This is a genomic window from Silvibacterium dinghuense, assembly GCF_004123295.1.
In the GTDB taxonomy this organism is placed as follows: domain Bacteria; phylum Acidobacteriota; class Terriglobia; order Terriglobales; family Acidobacteriaceae; genus Silvibacterium; species Silvibacterium dinghuense.
The window spans coordinates 152,863-167,404 of record NZ_SDMK01000001.1 but is presented as its reverse complement, the minus strand read 5'-3'; the positions used below and the strand labels follow the sequence as shown (position 1 = coordinate 167,404).

Below are 14,542 nucleotides of genomic sequence, written 5' to 3'. Positions count from 1 at the left end.
TAGGGTTAGAAGTGGAAGCCAAGCTCGGCCGTCATCGCGCGCGGACTTACGTAGTGCGTGCCGCTGAAGGTTGAGAGGAAGTTATAGAGCGCGTACTTGTTGGTGATGTTGGTGCCGGTCAGCTTCAGGCTCCACTTATAGCGGTCGCCGTTGAAGAGGTTGTCCTGGCCGACGGAGAGATCGAAAAGATTTCTCGACGCAATGCGCGGAGGATTCTTGTCGTTGTCTCCGGTGCCAGGAGCCGGAATCTTCACCAGCTTCGAGGTTAGGCCGGCAGCGTCGCACTCGGTAAAGCCCGAGGTCGGGGTGGCCTTCACGCCATCGCAGGTCAGGCCAGCCTCGAATTCCTCATCGTTGGTCAGGCTGCTCAGATCGACCCCCGGACGCCCATCCGCCAGCGTGATGCTGGTGTCTCCGCAGGCCGTGTTCGGATCGTTGGAGTCGGGGTTGTAGCAGGGCACCGAGCCGGCGACGAGGCCGCTGTCGAAACGCCAGTTGAAACCGACCCAGGGCGAATGCTTGCCGGGGATCAGGTACTGGACGTGCGTGGTCTCGTTGTACCGCTCATCATGGTCGATGCGGAAGGGATAGCCGCTCTGGCCGACGGTTGCACCTGCGCCGGCTACCTGCGGCGGGAAGAAGCGCGCTGCGACCGAGGACATTACGACATAGGCCGAGAGGTGATGGAAGTCCGGCACATCGGCGCGCAGCGCGAAGCCCGGAATCTTCGAGTTATGCCAGTCGATAGGGAAGGTGATCGGCGTATTGCCGAGCACGCTGAAGTCGAAGGCGTTGTGCGTGTATTTCCAGATATAGTCGCCGCTGATGACGAGGTTCTTGCCGAAGGCCTGCTGCAACCCGGCATGAAACTCGTTCTTGTAGCCTGGCTGCATCGTGGTAGCGACGCCGGACGAGCAGAGGAGCAGCGGCGAGAGCACATCGTTGCCGCAGCCAAGACTGGAGAGCACCAGGTTTTCGTTGAACGGGGTTTCGAGGGTACGCGCATAGGAGGCACGTAACACCGTGTTCGTCTGCTTGATGGTATAGGCCGTGCCGAGACGCGGCTCCGCCTGGCTGGCCTTGGTCAGGCCGTTATACATATCGCCACGAATGCCCAGGTTGAAGAGCCAGTTTCCGGCCTTGATCTGGTCCTCGACGTAGAGCGCGAGTTCCTTTACATCCGTGTGTCCGAACCAGTGATAGTAATTGCCGCCGCGCGTGATGTCATAGGGGCCGAGCACCGCGATGTAGTCCGGGTTTGCTGCCACCGGGCATTCGTTGGTTGCTGAGTAGCCCGCGACCGGGTTGCCGTTTGCATCCACGCAGGGGGAGTTGTAGGTCGGGTCCACGATACCCAAAGCGTCATTCTCGCGCAGGATCGTCTGCTCGTAGCGCGCGCCGGCCTTCGCCGTGTTGATGCCCTTCGTCCAGGAAATATCCGAATGCACGCCCGCGTTGGTCAGGGTGCGGTTCTGCTCGATTGACGAGGTCTGCAGGTTTGCAGGACCACGGTCGGCCAGAGGATCTGCGCTCGGATAGTAGTTATAGGAGTCTTTGCGGATATAAGGACCAAAGTTGAAAACGGAGTTCGCATTCAACACGCGCGTATAGAGCGGAGCAATGTTGAAGGTCTCGATCTTCGACTTCTGGTCTGTGTCGCCCACGGTGCCGATCACCGGGTTGTCGGTCGCGCCGCCGCTGATCACGTTCTGCACGTTCAGGTTGTCGTAGGAGTTCGGGTTCTGGAACCACGAACGGCTGTAGTTCAGATTCAGATGAACCGAGTCCTGCGCGCTGAGCGTGCGGTCGATGCGGTCGAAGAAGTTTTCCTCGTTGCCGCGATCGTGGAAGACTTTGAACTCAGGCGGATCGAGGAAGCGCGAGGTATTCAGACCGTCGGCCTCGAGGAAATTACCCCAGTTCTGCTGGCCATAGCTCAGGTCGAAGGACTCCGTGGTCGCTCCGAACGTCCCGTAGGAGCTGGTGATGCTGCCCGTGGGCCGGGTGATGCCCTGGCCGGAGCGCGTCGTGACATTGATGATGAGGCTGGTCTTGTCGCCATATTCGGCCGGAGGCGCGCCGGAGATGACCTCGATCGACTGCACGGCATTCGAAGGAAGCTGATTCGAGAAAACCTTGCTCTGCTGATCGGTGATGTCCTGCCCATCGACAGCGAAGGAGTTCGAGGCGTGATCGCCGAGGCCGTGGAAGAGGCCGTTGGAGTCGGCAGCGACGCCCGGTGTCGCCATCGTGACCAGCGAGCTCAGGCCTGAAGACTGGCTCTCAAGCGGAACCTTCTGGAAGAGGCCGCGGTCAAGATCCGTGTGCAGGCTCGAGGTGTCCTCGATCAGATCGCTACCGGTGACCGTCACGGTTGTAGAGGCCGTGCCGATCTGCAGTGCGATCTTCACCGCCTGCGGTACTGTCGAACGCACGCTCACGTCCTGCGACTGAGCTGCAAACCCAGTCATCATCACCGACAGGTGATAGGGGTTCAACGGCAGGTTGGTGAACTGGCTGTTGCCGCTCGCGTCCGTTGTGGCCTTGCGATTGAGCCCGCTCACCGGGTTTTCGATAATGACCGTTGCGCCGGGGATGACTGCGCCCGAGGCATCGGTGACTGAGACATTGACGGTGCCGGAAGCGCCCGCGGACTGAGCAAAAAGGGAATATGGAAATGCCTGCACCACGAGTGCAGAGAGTAGAACGACGAAGCATCGCACGAATGTGCGCATGATGACGACCTCCCGGGGAAGCTATGAATTGTGAATTGGGTCCTGCTCGGAAATCAGGCTGGAAGCTGATCTGCAGGGGGCGGCCGGGAGGCCAGTTGCACGAAGAATCGCCTGACAGGCAGGACCGATCGTGCTTCGGTGGTGAGGGTGCCGACTGGCAGGCTGGTCACATTCAGCCGGACCGAAGTAGCAACCTGGATGACGTGATGCGCTGAAATACAGAGCGAACAGTCGTGATCGGGTTGCCCCGAAGTGTGACTGTGTGTCACCTGCACGACGGCTGCCGCAAGCACCAGCGCAATACAGAACACTCCCAGCAAGGCAAGCCAGGAACGTCGCGAGCGCAGTTGTGCCAGCAATGGACGCATGTAACTGGACTATAACGTAGATTTTCTGCTCAAACAAATAATGAATGCGTCTTTGCAGCGCAGATTGTGTCACTTGAGAGAATGCATCGTGAGCTCTCGGCCCTGATGGACATGGCCGAGAGGGCCCTGCGAAGTAAGGCAGATACGCGGACTAGTGAAGGAAATCGAAGTCCAGCAGCAGATGCCGGCCGTAGTTTCCGAAGAAGGTTCCGTACTCCGGATCGGCGATGTTGTTATGCACCTGAAGCCAGTTGTTATGGTTCGTCAGGTTGATGCCGGTGACCGACAGCCGGATCGCGTGATGCGAGCCTACGTCGAAGTCCTTGGCGAGCCGGGCATTGGCTGAGAAATAGCGTGGATAGCGTGGCTGCGGAGCGGACTCGAGGGGGATATAGTTCTGCATCACGTCGACCGGCTGCCAGGTAAAGCCGTTGCGGTACTCGAGGTGCGGCGAAATGCGCATGCGCCAGGGCAGCTTGGACATGCCCCAGAAAAGAAAACGGTTCGGCACCTCGCCTGGAGTGCTGGCTTCGATCTCCTGCTGCACCACCGGAGAAGGGAAGTCGCCGAGATAGCTCGATGCGTTGGAGATATCTCCCCGTGCAAACTGCCTTACATAGGAGAAGAAGAACTGCCGCTCTTTCTCAGCGCCTACCCGTGCGGTGAATTCGGTCTGGTGCGTATTTAGCTCTCCCGATCCGTTGAGGACCAGTGCGCTCTGTGTGGAGGTGATCTCCGGGGTCAGCGTCAGCTGGTTCCGTGCGGCCGAGTTCACATAGCGCACCCGCAGTGCGAAGGCAGGCACAATGGTGTGCTCCGCTTCCAGGTTCCACGCAATGCTGTAGGGGGCAAAGTTTCCTGCATGCGGGTCCTGATCGAGAAACGGAAACTTCGACTGCGCATCGGTGCTGGTCAGATTTAAATAGGTCCGCGGACCATCGGTGATTTTACCGTTGCCGTCGTAAGTCGTGACTACCTGCTCCGGATAGCTTTCAAAGGCATAGGTGTCGAGCGGCACGGTGTCGTAGAAAACGCCGATTCCGCCTCGGATGACCGTTCGGTTGTTTTCCCACGGTGTCAGGGTGAAGCCGGTTCGCGGCGCGATGCGGTTGGTATAGGTAAGCGACTGTGTCTCGGCGCGCAGACCGGCATCGATGGCCAACCTCGAGTTGAGAATCCAGTGATCCTGGCCGTAGACGGCGCCTTCGAAGTCTTTCAGGCTGTAGAGGCCATTGCCCTGCCAGGAGATCGTGCGCAGCAGCTGGCCGCTGGTGTTGTGAATCTCCACATCGCGGCTCGTGACCTGGCCGTCGTCCTCGGCGTGGCCCATCACCGTGCCGAACTGCAGCATATGCTGTCCATGCAGCTCGATCGGCGCCGGACTCCACGTCTCCAGCCACTGGTAGCGCGTGGCCTCGCGGGTCTGCTGGTTGAAGTAGCTACCGGAGTTGCCGGTTGGCGAGAGCAGCATGGTTGCTGTTCCCTGGCCATCGATATTCGAGGCATCGCGGATTCCGGCGACCGTCGACACCAGCTCGCCTCCACCCAGACCCAGCCGGTGGGTAAGCGCGCCTGAGTCCTCCTGGTAGTCGCCATTGGGCGTTACCGGTTGAGGATCGAAATAGTTCAGGTTGGCATATCGCAGGGAGTGGGGCGCAAAGTGCAGCGTGCCGGTGAGCGTGTTGCGTGAGCCGATCAGTGCATCGACCTGCGTGAATGAGTTAAACGCATTGAAGCGTGTTTCGTCGTCGGGAAAGGGAAGCGTTCGTACTTCAGACTTGTCGACCAGGTATTCCGAGCCTTCGGCCACATAGAGGTGGTTCTTCACCAGCGGTCCGCCGAAGTTCAGCCGTGGCGAGGCGTCGCGGACTCCTACCAGGTGGCCGCTGCGAATGCGAAAGTCCGGCAGCGGATCGTTCAATCCGTAATCCCACTTGTCGCCGCCGCGCTTCGTATCGGCATTCACCACGCCGGTCAGAAAGCTGCCGTACTGCGCCAGATAAGGAGATTGCAGCACTTTCAGCGTCTCCACGCTGTCTACCGGCACGCTTAACCCGAAGTCGCCCGTCGCCGGATCATTCACATTGACCGAATTGATCAGAAGAGCGGAGTGGCTCTCATCCACGCCATTGATCTGCGTGCGCCCATCGGGGGTGCGAATTACCCCCGGCACCAGAGGCAGTGCGTCCACCAGCGTCGCCGGACGCAGCGGGCTGACTTTCGCCTGCTCTACAGGCAGCTGGCCTGCACTGCTCGTCGTCTCCGTCAGCGGACTCTCGGAGTCGGCCTGCACGGTGACATTTTGCTGCACAGTCTGGGAGCGGAGCAGCGTCATCTCGATCTCCGCATGGCTGGCTGCTTCTTCCTGCGTAACCGCAGCCGTTGCCGGGACGTAGCCATCGAGGCTGACCTGCAGCTGTAAATCATGGACGACAGGACAGATGAGGCTGGCATGGCCGGCGGCATCGGTGATGCCGCGGCAGACCTCCGCACCCTTCTGCGTGCCGACGACGGCCGCGCCCGGAATCGGCAGATGATCTTCTCCCTGCACGGTAATTGCAATGGCACTTGTTGCCGCGCTTTGAGTGGTAGCTTGCTGAGGTGAAGGGCTCTGCGCCTTCATCTGCGGTGTTGCAAAAGCAGCTGTGCCGGCAAGCAGCAGACCTGCAATTCTGCGAGAGAAAGGGCAGCCCATTCTCTTCGGGGGACAATCTTGTATTGTGCCTGTCATTCTGCCGAGCCTGTGCTCGCTGCGCTCCATTTTCAGCGGCGTCCAGCGCCTCGATGCCGTGTTGCTCTTATCCGTTTAGACGCCTGCGGGGACCTGCCGATTCGAAATCCTCGTATCTTTTACACACCGTTACAATTCCTCCGAGCCCGCTTTTTTTGAAAGGACACATAACCGAATGCTCAGGTCGAAGGCCGACACGCTGCTGCTTGTCCTCGATTTTGCAGGCACCTACATCTTTGCGATTGAAGGAGGCATGGCGGCTGCCCACGGCCATCTTGATCTGTTCGGCGCGATGGTACTGGCCTTCGTCACAGCACTGGGTGGCGGAATCATTCGCGACCTACTCATCGGAGCCGTTCCACCTAACTCGATCCGCAACTGGCGTTATGGAGCGATTGCTTTTTTCGGCGCGGCGACGGCCTTCTTCTTCCATTCTCTGGTGCAGGAGGTGCCGGCATCGCTGCTCACGCTGTTGGATGCCGCTGGTCTGAGCCTCTTTGCCGTGGCCGGAGCAGAAAAGGCGCTGGAGTACGAGATCCATCCCTTTATCGCCATCCTCATGGGTGGCGTTACCGGTGTTGGTGGAGGGACGATTCGCGACCTTCTTCTTGCGGAGGTTCCTACCGTTCTGCGCGCGGATGTGTACGCCACCGCCGCGCTGGCAGGTGCTGGAATCGTCATTCTTGGGCTCAGGCTCAAGCTGCCTCGCACGCCTGTGACCATTGCTGGCGGTACAGTCTGCTTTCTGTTGCGCATGGTGAGCGTATGGCTGCACTGGAGCCTGCCGACGGTGAAGTAAGTCAGCCGCGCAGCAGCAGCTGTTCGTGGCGCGAGAATACCCTTCCCACCACGAGATAGCTCGTCACCAGGCAGGAGAGCCCGGTGGAGGCCAGGATAGTCGTGAGCACGACGAACTGATACAGCGCGGCATAGACGGGTGAAGCTCCGGAAAGCACGATGCCCGCCATCATGCCGGGAATCCATACGATGCCCAGCGACCGCAGGTTATCGATGGAGGGGATCAGGCTGGCGCGAAAGGCGGCCTGCATGGATCGTTCGATGGCTTTCTCTGCTGTTGCGCCAAGCGCCAGCGCCGACTCAATCTCACCTACATGTGCGGCAATTTCTCCGCGCAGCCGGTCGAGAAACATCGATTGCGTATTCATGGTGTTGGCAATCACCATGCTGCCCACCGGTACGAGCATCGAAATGCCCAGCGGAATCACCCCCAGGATCACCAGCAGCGTGAGCACAGCTCCGGCGCCGCCGGTGATGCCTGCGAGCGCCAGCGAATAAATGCGAGGAATCTGCCTGGCACGCTTGCGCACGATGGACGCGGCGGCCAGTGCCATACCGGCTAATACGAAGATCGATGTCCACTGCGGTCCATGCAGCAGGAGCGCAAGGATCGCGCCAACGGCAAGGATCTGCGCGAGACCGCGTATCTCTGCAAGGGCAACCTCGCCAAACAGCTTCGGCACCCGCCGTCGCAGTAGCAGTACGACACCCAGCGCCAGCAGGCCGGTCAGCAGGCACTGTACTGCTCCATGCATCACCTGATTGTGTGCGAGAGCGGGGAAAAGCCGCGTCATCATCGCAGCACCTCTGCCGGTGTGCCCAGAGCTTCGACGCGCCCGGCGCGCATGGCCAGCACGCGATCGGCCATGGTGCGCGCCTGCTCGCGGTTGTGCGTGATCCAGATACAGGTTAAACGCTGCCCGTCCTTGTGCTTCTCTTCGCGGATCAGCTTCCTCAGCAGGGCTTCGACATCTTCTCGTGAGGCGTCGTCGAGCGCCGAGGTCGGCTCATCCAGCAACAGTACCTCCGGACGGTTGGCCAGCGCCCGCGTGATGGCTACTCGCTGCGCTTCTCCGCCGGAGAGAGTGGAAACATCGCGGCTGGTATAGCCTGCCAGGCCCACATGCGCGAGCAGCGTATCGATCTCTTCCGCCGGAAGAGAAATACCCTGCTGTGCCGGGCCGAAAGCGATATTTTCTGCGACTGTACCGGGAAAGAGCCAGGCTCGCTGCATCACCATGCCGACGGCACGGCGCAACTCGTTCACCGGGATCTCGCGCGTGTTGCGCTCTTTGAGCAGTACTGTGCCTTCGGTCGGCTCATCGAGGCGGTTCATAAGCCGCAGCAGCGAGCTTTTGCCGGCCCCGCTCGGCCCCACGATGGCCAGCACTTCGCCTTCATGCAATGAAAAACTCACGTGCCCGGGCATCAGTGTTCCCGGCGACGAAGGCAACTCCCGTCCGAGGTCGCGGCATTCCAATATGAGTCGGTCGCCCACAGGATGGATTGAGTGTACCGGAAGCCGTTCTCACTTTTGCCATGGATGCAAATGGCTGCATTCGAATCTGCCTCTCCAAATAAAACGCGAAGAAAGGAGAAATGTGATGCGTCAAAGCGGAAATAAAGGGAACAGGATCGAGAACTATGCCGGAATAACGATGCTTGCTGCTGGCCTACTTTTTGGCGGCAGCAGTTTGTTCGCACAGGCAAGTGTCAGCGGTACGCAAAATTCACCGTCGCAGAATCAGCCGCAGAGTACAACCATGGCGCCTGGAGCGAATGCGAACGCGATGAATACTGCCACAGGCGATAACGGTGCCGGAGCCATGCAGGACAAGGATTTTGTTGAGACCGCATTGCAGGGAGGGATGGCCGAGGTGCAGCTTGGGCAATTGGCCGCACAAAAAGGTTCAAGCGGCGATGTGCGGCAGTTCGGCCAGCGCATGGTTGCCGACCATACAAAACTTGGCGATGCGATGAAAACGGTGGCTACACAGCTCGGAGTGAAACCGCCGAAAGAGCCATCCAAGAAGGATCGCGAACTGATGGAGAAGCTGCAAGGGCTCTCCGGCCAGCAATTTGACGATGCGTATATCGCCGCCATGGTGAAGGATCATAAGAAGGATAATCAGGACTTTCAGCTGGAAGCCCAGCAGGCGCAGAACCCTGCCTTGAAACAACTGGCAGCGCAAGGGGACCAGATGATCCAGCAGCACCTGGCCATGATCGAGCAGATCGGCAAGGCGCATAACGTCGTCAACGACAAAGGAAAGGTCGTGAACGGCGAGTAATCGGCTTTTCATCGGACACGACAAGGGCGTCCATTATGGGCGCCCTTGTCGTGTCTCGATGGGGTTCGGAGTGAATTAGCCGGTAGAATGAGGAGCGATGTCGAGAATGATCCGAGTTGCCGGCGGCCTGTTGCTGATGCTGGTTTGCATCACACGGCTGGCTTCCGCTGAATCCGTTCAAAGCCTTCCCAAGCCGACCGATTACGTCAGCGATCTTGCGCATGTCATGTCCCCCGAAGCTATCCGCCGGCTTGACCTGCTTTGCGGCCAGGTGGACCACGAAGCTCACGCGCAGATTGCCGTCGTTACCATCAACACCACGGATGGTGAGCCGATCCAGCAATACGCGGTGGATCTTTACCAGGCGTGGGGTATTGGCGGGAAGAAGACCGACCGCGGTGTGCTCTTCATTGTCGCGGTGAAGGATCGCAAGCGCTTCATCTCCACCGGCTATGGCCTCGAGGGCGTTTTGCCCGATGCGAAGCTGGGTCAGATCGGCCGCCAGATGGTCCCGGCGCTCCGCTCCAATGATTTCGATTACGCCTTCACGATCGGCGTCGGCCAGGTGGCGCAGGCCATTGCCGATGACGCGGGCCTAAAGCTGACTGCGCTCACTCCGACGCAGCGCCAGCAGCAGGCTCACATCGGCATCGGCCAACTGCTTATCTTTGGCATCATCATTACTCTGGTCCTCATCTTTCTGATACGCACCGGCGGTTCGGGGCTGATCGGCTTTCTGCTTGGCATGTTCCTGGGGGGCGGCGGCCGCGGCGGAGACGGCTGGGGAGGCGGTGGTGGAGATGGCGGCGGCAGCGGCTTCGGCGGTTTCGGTGGGGGCAGTACCGGCGGCGGTGGAGCGGGTGGCGACTGGTAGCTGCTGGTCATGAGCCTTTCGCTCGAGGCATTCGTTTTTCCGGGCTATTGATAAGATCACAGTTGGTTCGCTCATGCGAACCGGGAGAATCAAACGATGATGCGTCGTGGTTTGTGGGTCGCAATTGGCATTGTGGTGGTACTTGTCCTGGTGGTGCTGATGATCTTCGGCAGCTACGTGAGCGCCAAGAATCAGATGGTGGCCAAGCAGGAGTCGGTCCACGAAGAGTGGTCGCAGGTCGATGTCGTCCTGCAGCGCCGTGCCGACCTTATTCCGAATCTCGTCTCTACCGTGAAGGGCTATGCCACGCACGAGGAGAAGGTGTTTGATGACATCGCCAGCGCGCGCTCGGCCCTGCTCAACGCGCACGATCCGGATGGCAAGATCAAAGCGAACGGACAGCTCGACGGCGCGCTCGGCCGCCTGCTTGCGCTTTCCGAGAGCTATCCGAACCTGAAGGCGAACGAAAACTTCCTGCAGTTGCAGGATCAGCTCGAGGGGACGGAGAACCGCATCGCTGTCGAGCGCCATCGTTATAACGACACGCTGCGTGACTACAACACATTCATCCGCCAGTTCCCGAACAGCATCTGGGCGGGCATGGCCGGCTTCCAGCCGGATAACGAGTACTTCGAAGCCAGCGAGTCTTCAAAGACCGCGCCGGTGGTGAAGTTCTAACAGGTGAGAGTGTAGGGCATAAAGGGCAGGGTGTCGTTTGCCCTGCCCCTTTTTCATGCTTCGCAGCTGGGCTTGCTTGGGTGGGTAGGCGCAAATCCCGATGAATCAATAGGCACAAGAAAAGCTGCCCGGAGCCATGCTCCGGGCAGCTTTTCTGTAAGGCGTTGTGGGTTATATCGCGTTTACGAGCGCGAATAGGAAGCGATGGCCGAAGCCTCGTCGTCCTTTACGTCGAACACGGTGTAGAGCTTGGTGATCTGAAGCAGGTCGTGGACCTTCTTGGTGAGGTTGAGCAGCTTCAGTTCGCCGCCCTGGTTGCGAACCGTCGTGTAGGCGCTCACCAGCTCACCGATCCCCGAGCTGTCGATGTAGTTCACATCCCCGAGGTTCAGCAGAATATACTTCGAACCCTTGGCCAGAAGATCCCGAACAGCGTCGCGCAACTGCACACTGCCTTCTCCGAGGGTGATGCGTCCGCTGAGATCGAGAATTGTTACACCGTCTACCTGACGGGTGCTTACCTTCATGCTCACGAAAAGTCCCTCCTTAGCTGCCTGATTGAGTCGTCCCCAGATGCTTGATGAGCGTCAACTCAGTGCCCGGGTGTAATTGCTTGAAGTGTACCTCATCCATGAAAGAGCGAATGAGGAAGATACCGCGCCCGGAACCGCGCAGAAGGTTTTCCGGTGCGAGAGGATCGGGAAGCGTCTCGGGGTCCAGCCCCTTGCCCTGGTCCGTGATGCGGATGACCAGTGATTTCCCGTTATTTTCAAAAGAAGCCGTGATCCGCTTGTCCGGATCGTAGGAGTTGCCATGGAGTACAGCGTTGACGGCCGCTTCACGCACCGCCATGGTGATCTTGAAGATCTCGTCTTCGTCGATGCCGGCCTTCTTGGCCAGCTGTTCGGCGGTCTCCTCGACCTTGTTGACGCTGTCCAGCGAGGACTCAAGTGTGTAGGTGATACGGCCTGCCTGTTGTCCCGTCAAATGCTCTTCCTCGCAGTGCGGCATGACGTGCTGTGGGTGGCTTCGCCAACCAGCCTGTACGTGGCAGTTTGCTTGCTGAAGCGGGTAATGTCAAGCAAAGCTGATCGTTGGCCTTACGCTCCCCGAAAACGGACTCTCCATCCGCTGTGGGTAAGAAGTCGTTCTCCGTGTTTGGGTGGCCAGCTCTCCGGCAGATTCCTGAAATTTTGTATGCCCCGGTCTTTGCCGTGGAAGCTGCCATGCTTCCCTGCATGCAGGCGCGTCAAATCGGTATAGACTTCAACGGAGACCACGCAAAAATGATGCAGGAACGCCAGCCCATGATCACGCTGACTTCGCTGATCGGCACCCCGGTGACCGATGCGCAGGGGCAGCTCCGCGGCCGCGTGGCGGATCTGGCCGTGGGAACAGGCGATGAGGCCGGCCGCGTCATGGGCCTGGTCCTCAAGGCGCGTGGAGGCCGAGCCCTGGTTCCCGCCACCGATGTCCGGCAGACACCCAGTGGAGCCCTTGAGCTGCGTCCGGAGGCTTCACCCCGCCCGCTTGCCGATTTTGAGAATTACATCCTGCTGCGCGGTGATCTGCTCGACCGCCAGATCATCGATGTCCATGGGCGCAAGGTGGTCCGCGTGAATGACGTGGACCTGCAGTGGTTCGACCCCGCAACCCAGGCGCCTTCTGCCGGGAATCTGACCGCTACCTGGGATCTGCGTGTGCGCGAAGTCGAGGTTGGCATGCGCGGCGCGGTGCGGCGCCTCCTGCAGGGCCTTTTGCCCCGGCCGGGGATCGATTCGATCGCCAGCCGCTTTTCTCCGCGTGTCATCCCCTGGGACTTCGTCGACATGATCGAGGTCGATCCCGCCCGCCGCGTCAAGCTCAAGATCGAGCACGAGCGCCTGGCCCAGCTGCATCCTTCGGACATCGCCGACATCCTCGAAGAGCTTGCCCCGGCTGAGCGCGAGGCCATCCTCATGACGCTCGACGAGGAGGTTGCCGCCGAGGCGCTCGAGGAGGTCGAGCCCAAGCTGCAGGTTTCGATGGTCGAATCTCTCGATTCGGAGACTGCGGCTGCCATCGTCGAAGAGATGGACCCGTCCGCCGCTGCCGATCTGCTGGCCGAGCTGCCGGAAGAACGCTCTGAAGCGATCCTCGAGGAGATGCACCCCGAGGAGCGGCAGGAGGTCGAAGAGCTCCTCGAATTCCGCGAGGATTCTGCTGCCGGCCGTATGACCACCGAATATGTCGCTGTGCCTGTTACCGCCTCGGTGGGAGAGGCCATCCAGGCTCTGCGGGAGTTTGAAGGCGATGTCGAGACCATCACCGAGGTCTATCTCGTCGATGCTGATGAGGTGCTGAAGGGGGTTGTGTCGCTGGCGCGGATGGTCCTGGCCCAGCCCGATACGCGGCTCGATGTCCTTACCGAGATTCATTTCCATACCTGCCCTGCAGATGCGCACGAGAACGAGGTGGCCGAGCTCTTCGATCGATACAATCTCCGCGCTCTGCCCGTGATCGATTCGAAGGGGCGTCTCGCAGGGGTGATTGAAGCCGATCACGTGATTGCCTTTCTCCGCGCCGACCGGTAGACAGCAGCAATCGCTGTCCGTGTCTGGTATGTTCGGCTGAGAGCCTTCCTGCGAAGGCGTGACCCCTTAACTGCTGACTGCTTCAGGAGCCTGCCGTGAAACGCTGGAGAACCCGGATACTGCTTTTTCTCGCCGTCCTCGGTCCGGGATTCATCACGGCCAACGTGGACAACGATCCGAACGGCATATTCACGTATTCTCAGTCCGGCGCGCAGTACGGCTATGAGCTGCTGTGGACGATGATCCCCATCACGCTTTCGCTCTACGTGGTGCAGGAAATGTGCGCGCGCATGGGAGCGGTGACGGGCAAGGGGCTCAGCGATCTCATCCGCGAAGAGTTTGGCCTGCGCGTTACGGTCATCATCATGGCGCTGCTGGTGCTGGTGAACTTCGGCAACGTAATTGGCGAGTTTGCCGGCATCGCCAGCAGCCTCGAGCTCTTCGGGCTCAGCAAATACATCTCCGTACCCATCTGCAGCCTGCTGGTATGGCTTCTGGCCGTGCGCGGCGACTACAAGAAGGTCGAGAAGGTCTTTCTCGCTGCGTCCGTCTTCTACATCGCGTACATCATCGCCGGGGTGCTCTCAGGCCCCAGCTGGCATACGGCGTTGCTGGACACGATCAAGCTTCCGCCTCATGCCGTGTGGGGAAATCACGCCTATCTCTTCATGGTGATTGCCGTCATCGGCACCACCATCGCCCCGTGGATGCAGTTCTACCTGCAGTCCTCGATTGTCGAGAAGGGAATTACCGCCAAGAACTATGCCGCATCGCGGCTCGACGTGATCGTCGGGTCCATCTTCACGGATATCGTTGCGTGGTTCATCATTGTGGCGTGCGCGGCAACGCTTTACGTGCACGGACTCGGCTCTATTCAGAGTGCCGCGGACGCGGCGACAGCGATGAAGCCGCTCGCCGGAGCGTATGCGTTTCTCCTCTTTGCGGTCGGCCTTTTCAACGCCTCGTTCTTTGCCGCTTCAGTGCTTCCGCTCTCGACGGCCTATGTGGTCTGCGAAGGCCTGGGCCTTGAATCCGGTATCGACCGCAAGTTCAAAGAGGCGCCCTTCTTCTACTGGCTGTACACCATCCTCATTGCCGGCGGAGCTGCGGTGGTGCTGATCCCGAACTTCCCTCTGATCAAGTGGGCGGTGGAGTCTCAGGTCCTCAACGGCGTTTTGTTGCCCATTGTTATCGTGCTCATGTTGCTGCTTATCAATCGCAAGGACCTGATGGGTGAGCACGTAAACAGCCGCTGGTTCAACATCGTCGCCTGGGTGACTGCCATTATCGTCAGCATCCTGTCCGTGATGCTGATGATCCACGGCGGCTCGTAGACGGAAATCTTGCTCCACCTCACGCATTGTCATCCCGACCGAAGCGTAGCGAAGTGGAGGGACCTGTAGTTTTCGCTGGACCAGGGGGGAACAGCAGGTTTCTCCACTTCGCAGGACGGTAAAGCTGTCCTACTCCAGTCGAAATGACAACAATTTGCTG

12 protein-coding genes are annotated in these 14,542 nt (G+C 59.7%); 6 read left to right on the top strand and 6 right to left on the bottom strand.

Going from position 1 to position 14,542, the window contains the following annotated elements:
- Window positions 1–5 precede the first annotated feature (5 nt).
- Together ESZ00_RS00675 and ESZ00_RS00670 are read right to left on the bottom strand one after the other, a co-directional pair.
- The gene (locus ESZ00_RS00675) at window positions 6–2,735 is read right to left on the bottom strand and encodes a carboxypeptidase regulatory-like domain-containing protein (RefSeq protein ID WP_129206254.1); all 2,730 of its coding nucleotides are present in this window, start codon (window positions 2,733–2,735) and stop codon (window positions 6–8) included.
- Window positions 2,736–3,254: 519 nt separating this feature from the next.
- Window positions 3,255–5,726, bottom strand: a complete 2,472-nt coding sequence (locus tag ESZ00_RS00670) for a TonB-dependent receptor plug domain-containing protein (RefSeq protein ID WP_164981266.1) — start codon at window positions 5,724–5,726, stop codon at window positions 3,255–3,257.
- Window positions 5,727–6,009: 283 nt separating this feature from the next.
- Between ESZ00_RS00670 and ESZ00_RS00665 the strand changes: the two genes are divergently transcribed.
- Complete coding sequence (locus ESZ00_RS00665) at window positions 6,010–6,633, top strand: trimeric intracellular cation channel family protein (RefSeq protein ID WP_129206252.1); 624 nt, start codon at window positions 6,010–6,012, stop codon at window positions 6,631–6,633.
- Between the two features lies 1 nt (window position 6,634).
- Here the strand turns inward: ESZ00_RS00665 and ESZ00_RS00660 are convergent, their stop codons facing one another.
- Both ESZ00_RS00660 and ESZ00_RS00655 read right to left on the bottom strand, forming a co-directional pair.
- Window positions 6,635–7,429, bottom strand: coding sequence for an ABC transporter permease (locus ESZ00_RS00660; protein WP_229740860.1), 795 nt, complete (start codon window positions 7,427–7,429; stop codon window positions 6,635–6,637).
- A complete protein-coding gene (locus ESZ00_RS00655) occupies window positions 7,426–8,049 on the bottom strand; it encodes an ABC transporter ATP-binding protein (protein WP_204520139.1) in 624 nt (207 codons plus the stop codon). The genes ESZ00_RS00660 and ESZ00_RS00655 overlap by 4 nt, the downstream gene beginning before the upstream one ends.
- Before the next feature lie 187 nt (window positions 8,050–8,236).
- Here ESZ00_RS00655 and ESZ00_RS00650 point away from each other — a divergent pair, with 187 nt between their 5' ends.
- From ESZ00_RS00650 to ESZ00_RS00640, 3 genes are all read left to right on the top strand, one after another.
- Window positions 8,237–8,923, top strand: a complete 687-nt coding sequence (locus ESZ00_RS00650) for a DUF4142 domain-containing protein (RefSeq protein ID WP_164981265.1) — start codon at window positions 8,237–8,239, stop codon at window positions 8,921–8,923.
- Window positions 8,924–9,029: 106 nt separating this feature from the next.
- Window positions 9,030–9,797: a TPM domain-containing protein gene (locus tag ESZ00_RS00645; protein WP_164981264.1), complete on the top strand. Its 768-nt coding sequence runs from the start codon at window positions 9,030–9,032 to the stop codon at window positions 9,795–9,797.
- A gap of 96 nt (window positions 9,798–9,893) precedes the next feature.
- Complete coding sequence (locus ESZ00_RS00640) at window positions 9,894–10,475, top strand: LemA family protein (RefSeq protein ID WP_308419034.1); 582 nt, start codon at window positions 9,894–9,896, stop codon at window positions 10,473–10,475.
- A gap of 182 nt (window positions 10,476–10,657) precedes the next feature.
- Here the strand turns inward: ESZ00_RS00640 and ESZ00_RS00635 are convergent, their stop codons facing one another.
- Window positions 10,658–11,008: an STAS domain-containing protein gene (locus tag ESZ00_RS00635; protein ID WP_129206248.1), complete on the bottom strand. Its 351-nt coding sequence runs from the start codon at window positions 11,006–11,008 to the stop codon at window positions 10,658–10,660.
- Between the two features lie 13 nt (window positions 11,009–11,021).
- Window positions 11,022–11,462: an ATP-binding protein gene (locus ESZ00_RS00630; protein WP_129206247.1), complete on the bottom strand. Its 441-nt coding sequence runs from the start codon at window positions 11,460–11,462 to the stop codon at window positions 11,022–11,024.
- A 299-nt stretch (window positions 11,463–11,761) separates the two neighbouring features.
- On the opposite strand from ESZ00_RS00630, the gene ESZ00_RS00625 reads away from it, so the two are divergent.
- A complete protein-coding gene (locus ESZ00_RS00625; RefSeq protein ID WP_229740859.1) occupies window positions 11,762–13,048 on the top strand; it encodes a magnesium transporter MgtE N-terminal domain-containing protein in 1,287 nt (428 codons plus the stop codon).
- Between the two features lie 95 nt (window positions 13,049–13,143).
- On the top strand, window positions 13,144–14,382 hold the full coding sequence (locus ESZ00_RS00620; RefSeq protein ID WP_229740858.1) for an NRAMP family divalent metal transporter: 1,239 nt from the start codon (window positions 13,144–13,146) through the stop codon (window positions 14,380–14,382).
- The last annotated feature ends 160 nt before the right edge of the window (window positions 14,383–14,542 follow it).

Bases quoted from the DNA above. Each gene is read 5' to 3' on its own strand.
- ESZ00_RS00650 (WP_164981265.1), top strand. From the start codon at position 8,237: ATGCGTCAAAGCGGAAATAAAGGGAACAGGATCGAGAACTATGCCGGA.
- ESZ00_RS00665 (WP_129206252.1), top strand. From the start codon at position 6,010: ATGCTCAGGTCGAAGGCCGACACGCTGCTGCTTGTCCTCGATTTTGCA.
- ESZ00_RS00670 (WP_164981266.1), bottom strand. From the start codon at position 5,726: ATGAAGGCGCAGAGCCCTTCACCTCAGCAAGCTACCACTCAAAGCGCG.
- ESZ00_RS00660 (WP_229740860.1), bottom strand. From the start codon at position 7,429: ATGATGACGCGGCTTTTCCCCGCTCTCGCACACAATCAGGTGATGCAT.
- ESZ00_RS00625 (WP_229740859.1), top strand. From the start codon at position 11,762: ATGATGCAGGAACGCCAGCCCATGATCACGCTGACTTCGCTGATCGGC.
- ESZ00_RS00645 (WP_164981264.1), top strand. From the start codon at position 9,030: ATGATCCGAGTTGCCGGCGGCCTGTTGCTGATGCTGGTTTGCATCACA.
- ESZ00_RS00675 (WP_129206254.1), bottom strand. From the start codon at position 2,735: ATGCGCACATTCGTGCGATGCTTCGTCGTTCTACTCTCTGCACTCGTG.
- ESZ00_RS00640 (WP_308419034.1), top strand. From the start codon at position 9,894: ATGATGCGTCGTGGTTTGTGGGTCGCAATTGGCATTGTGGTGGTACTT.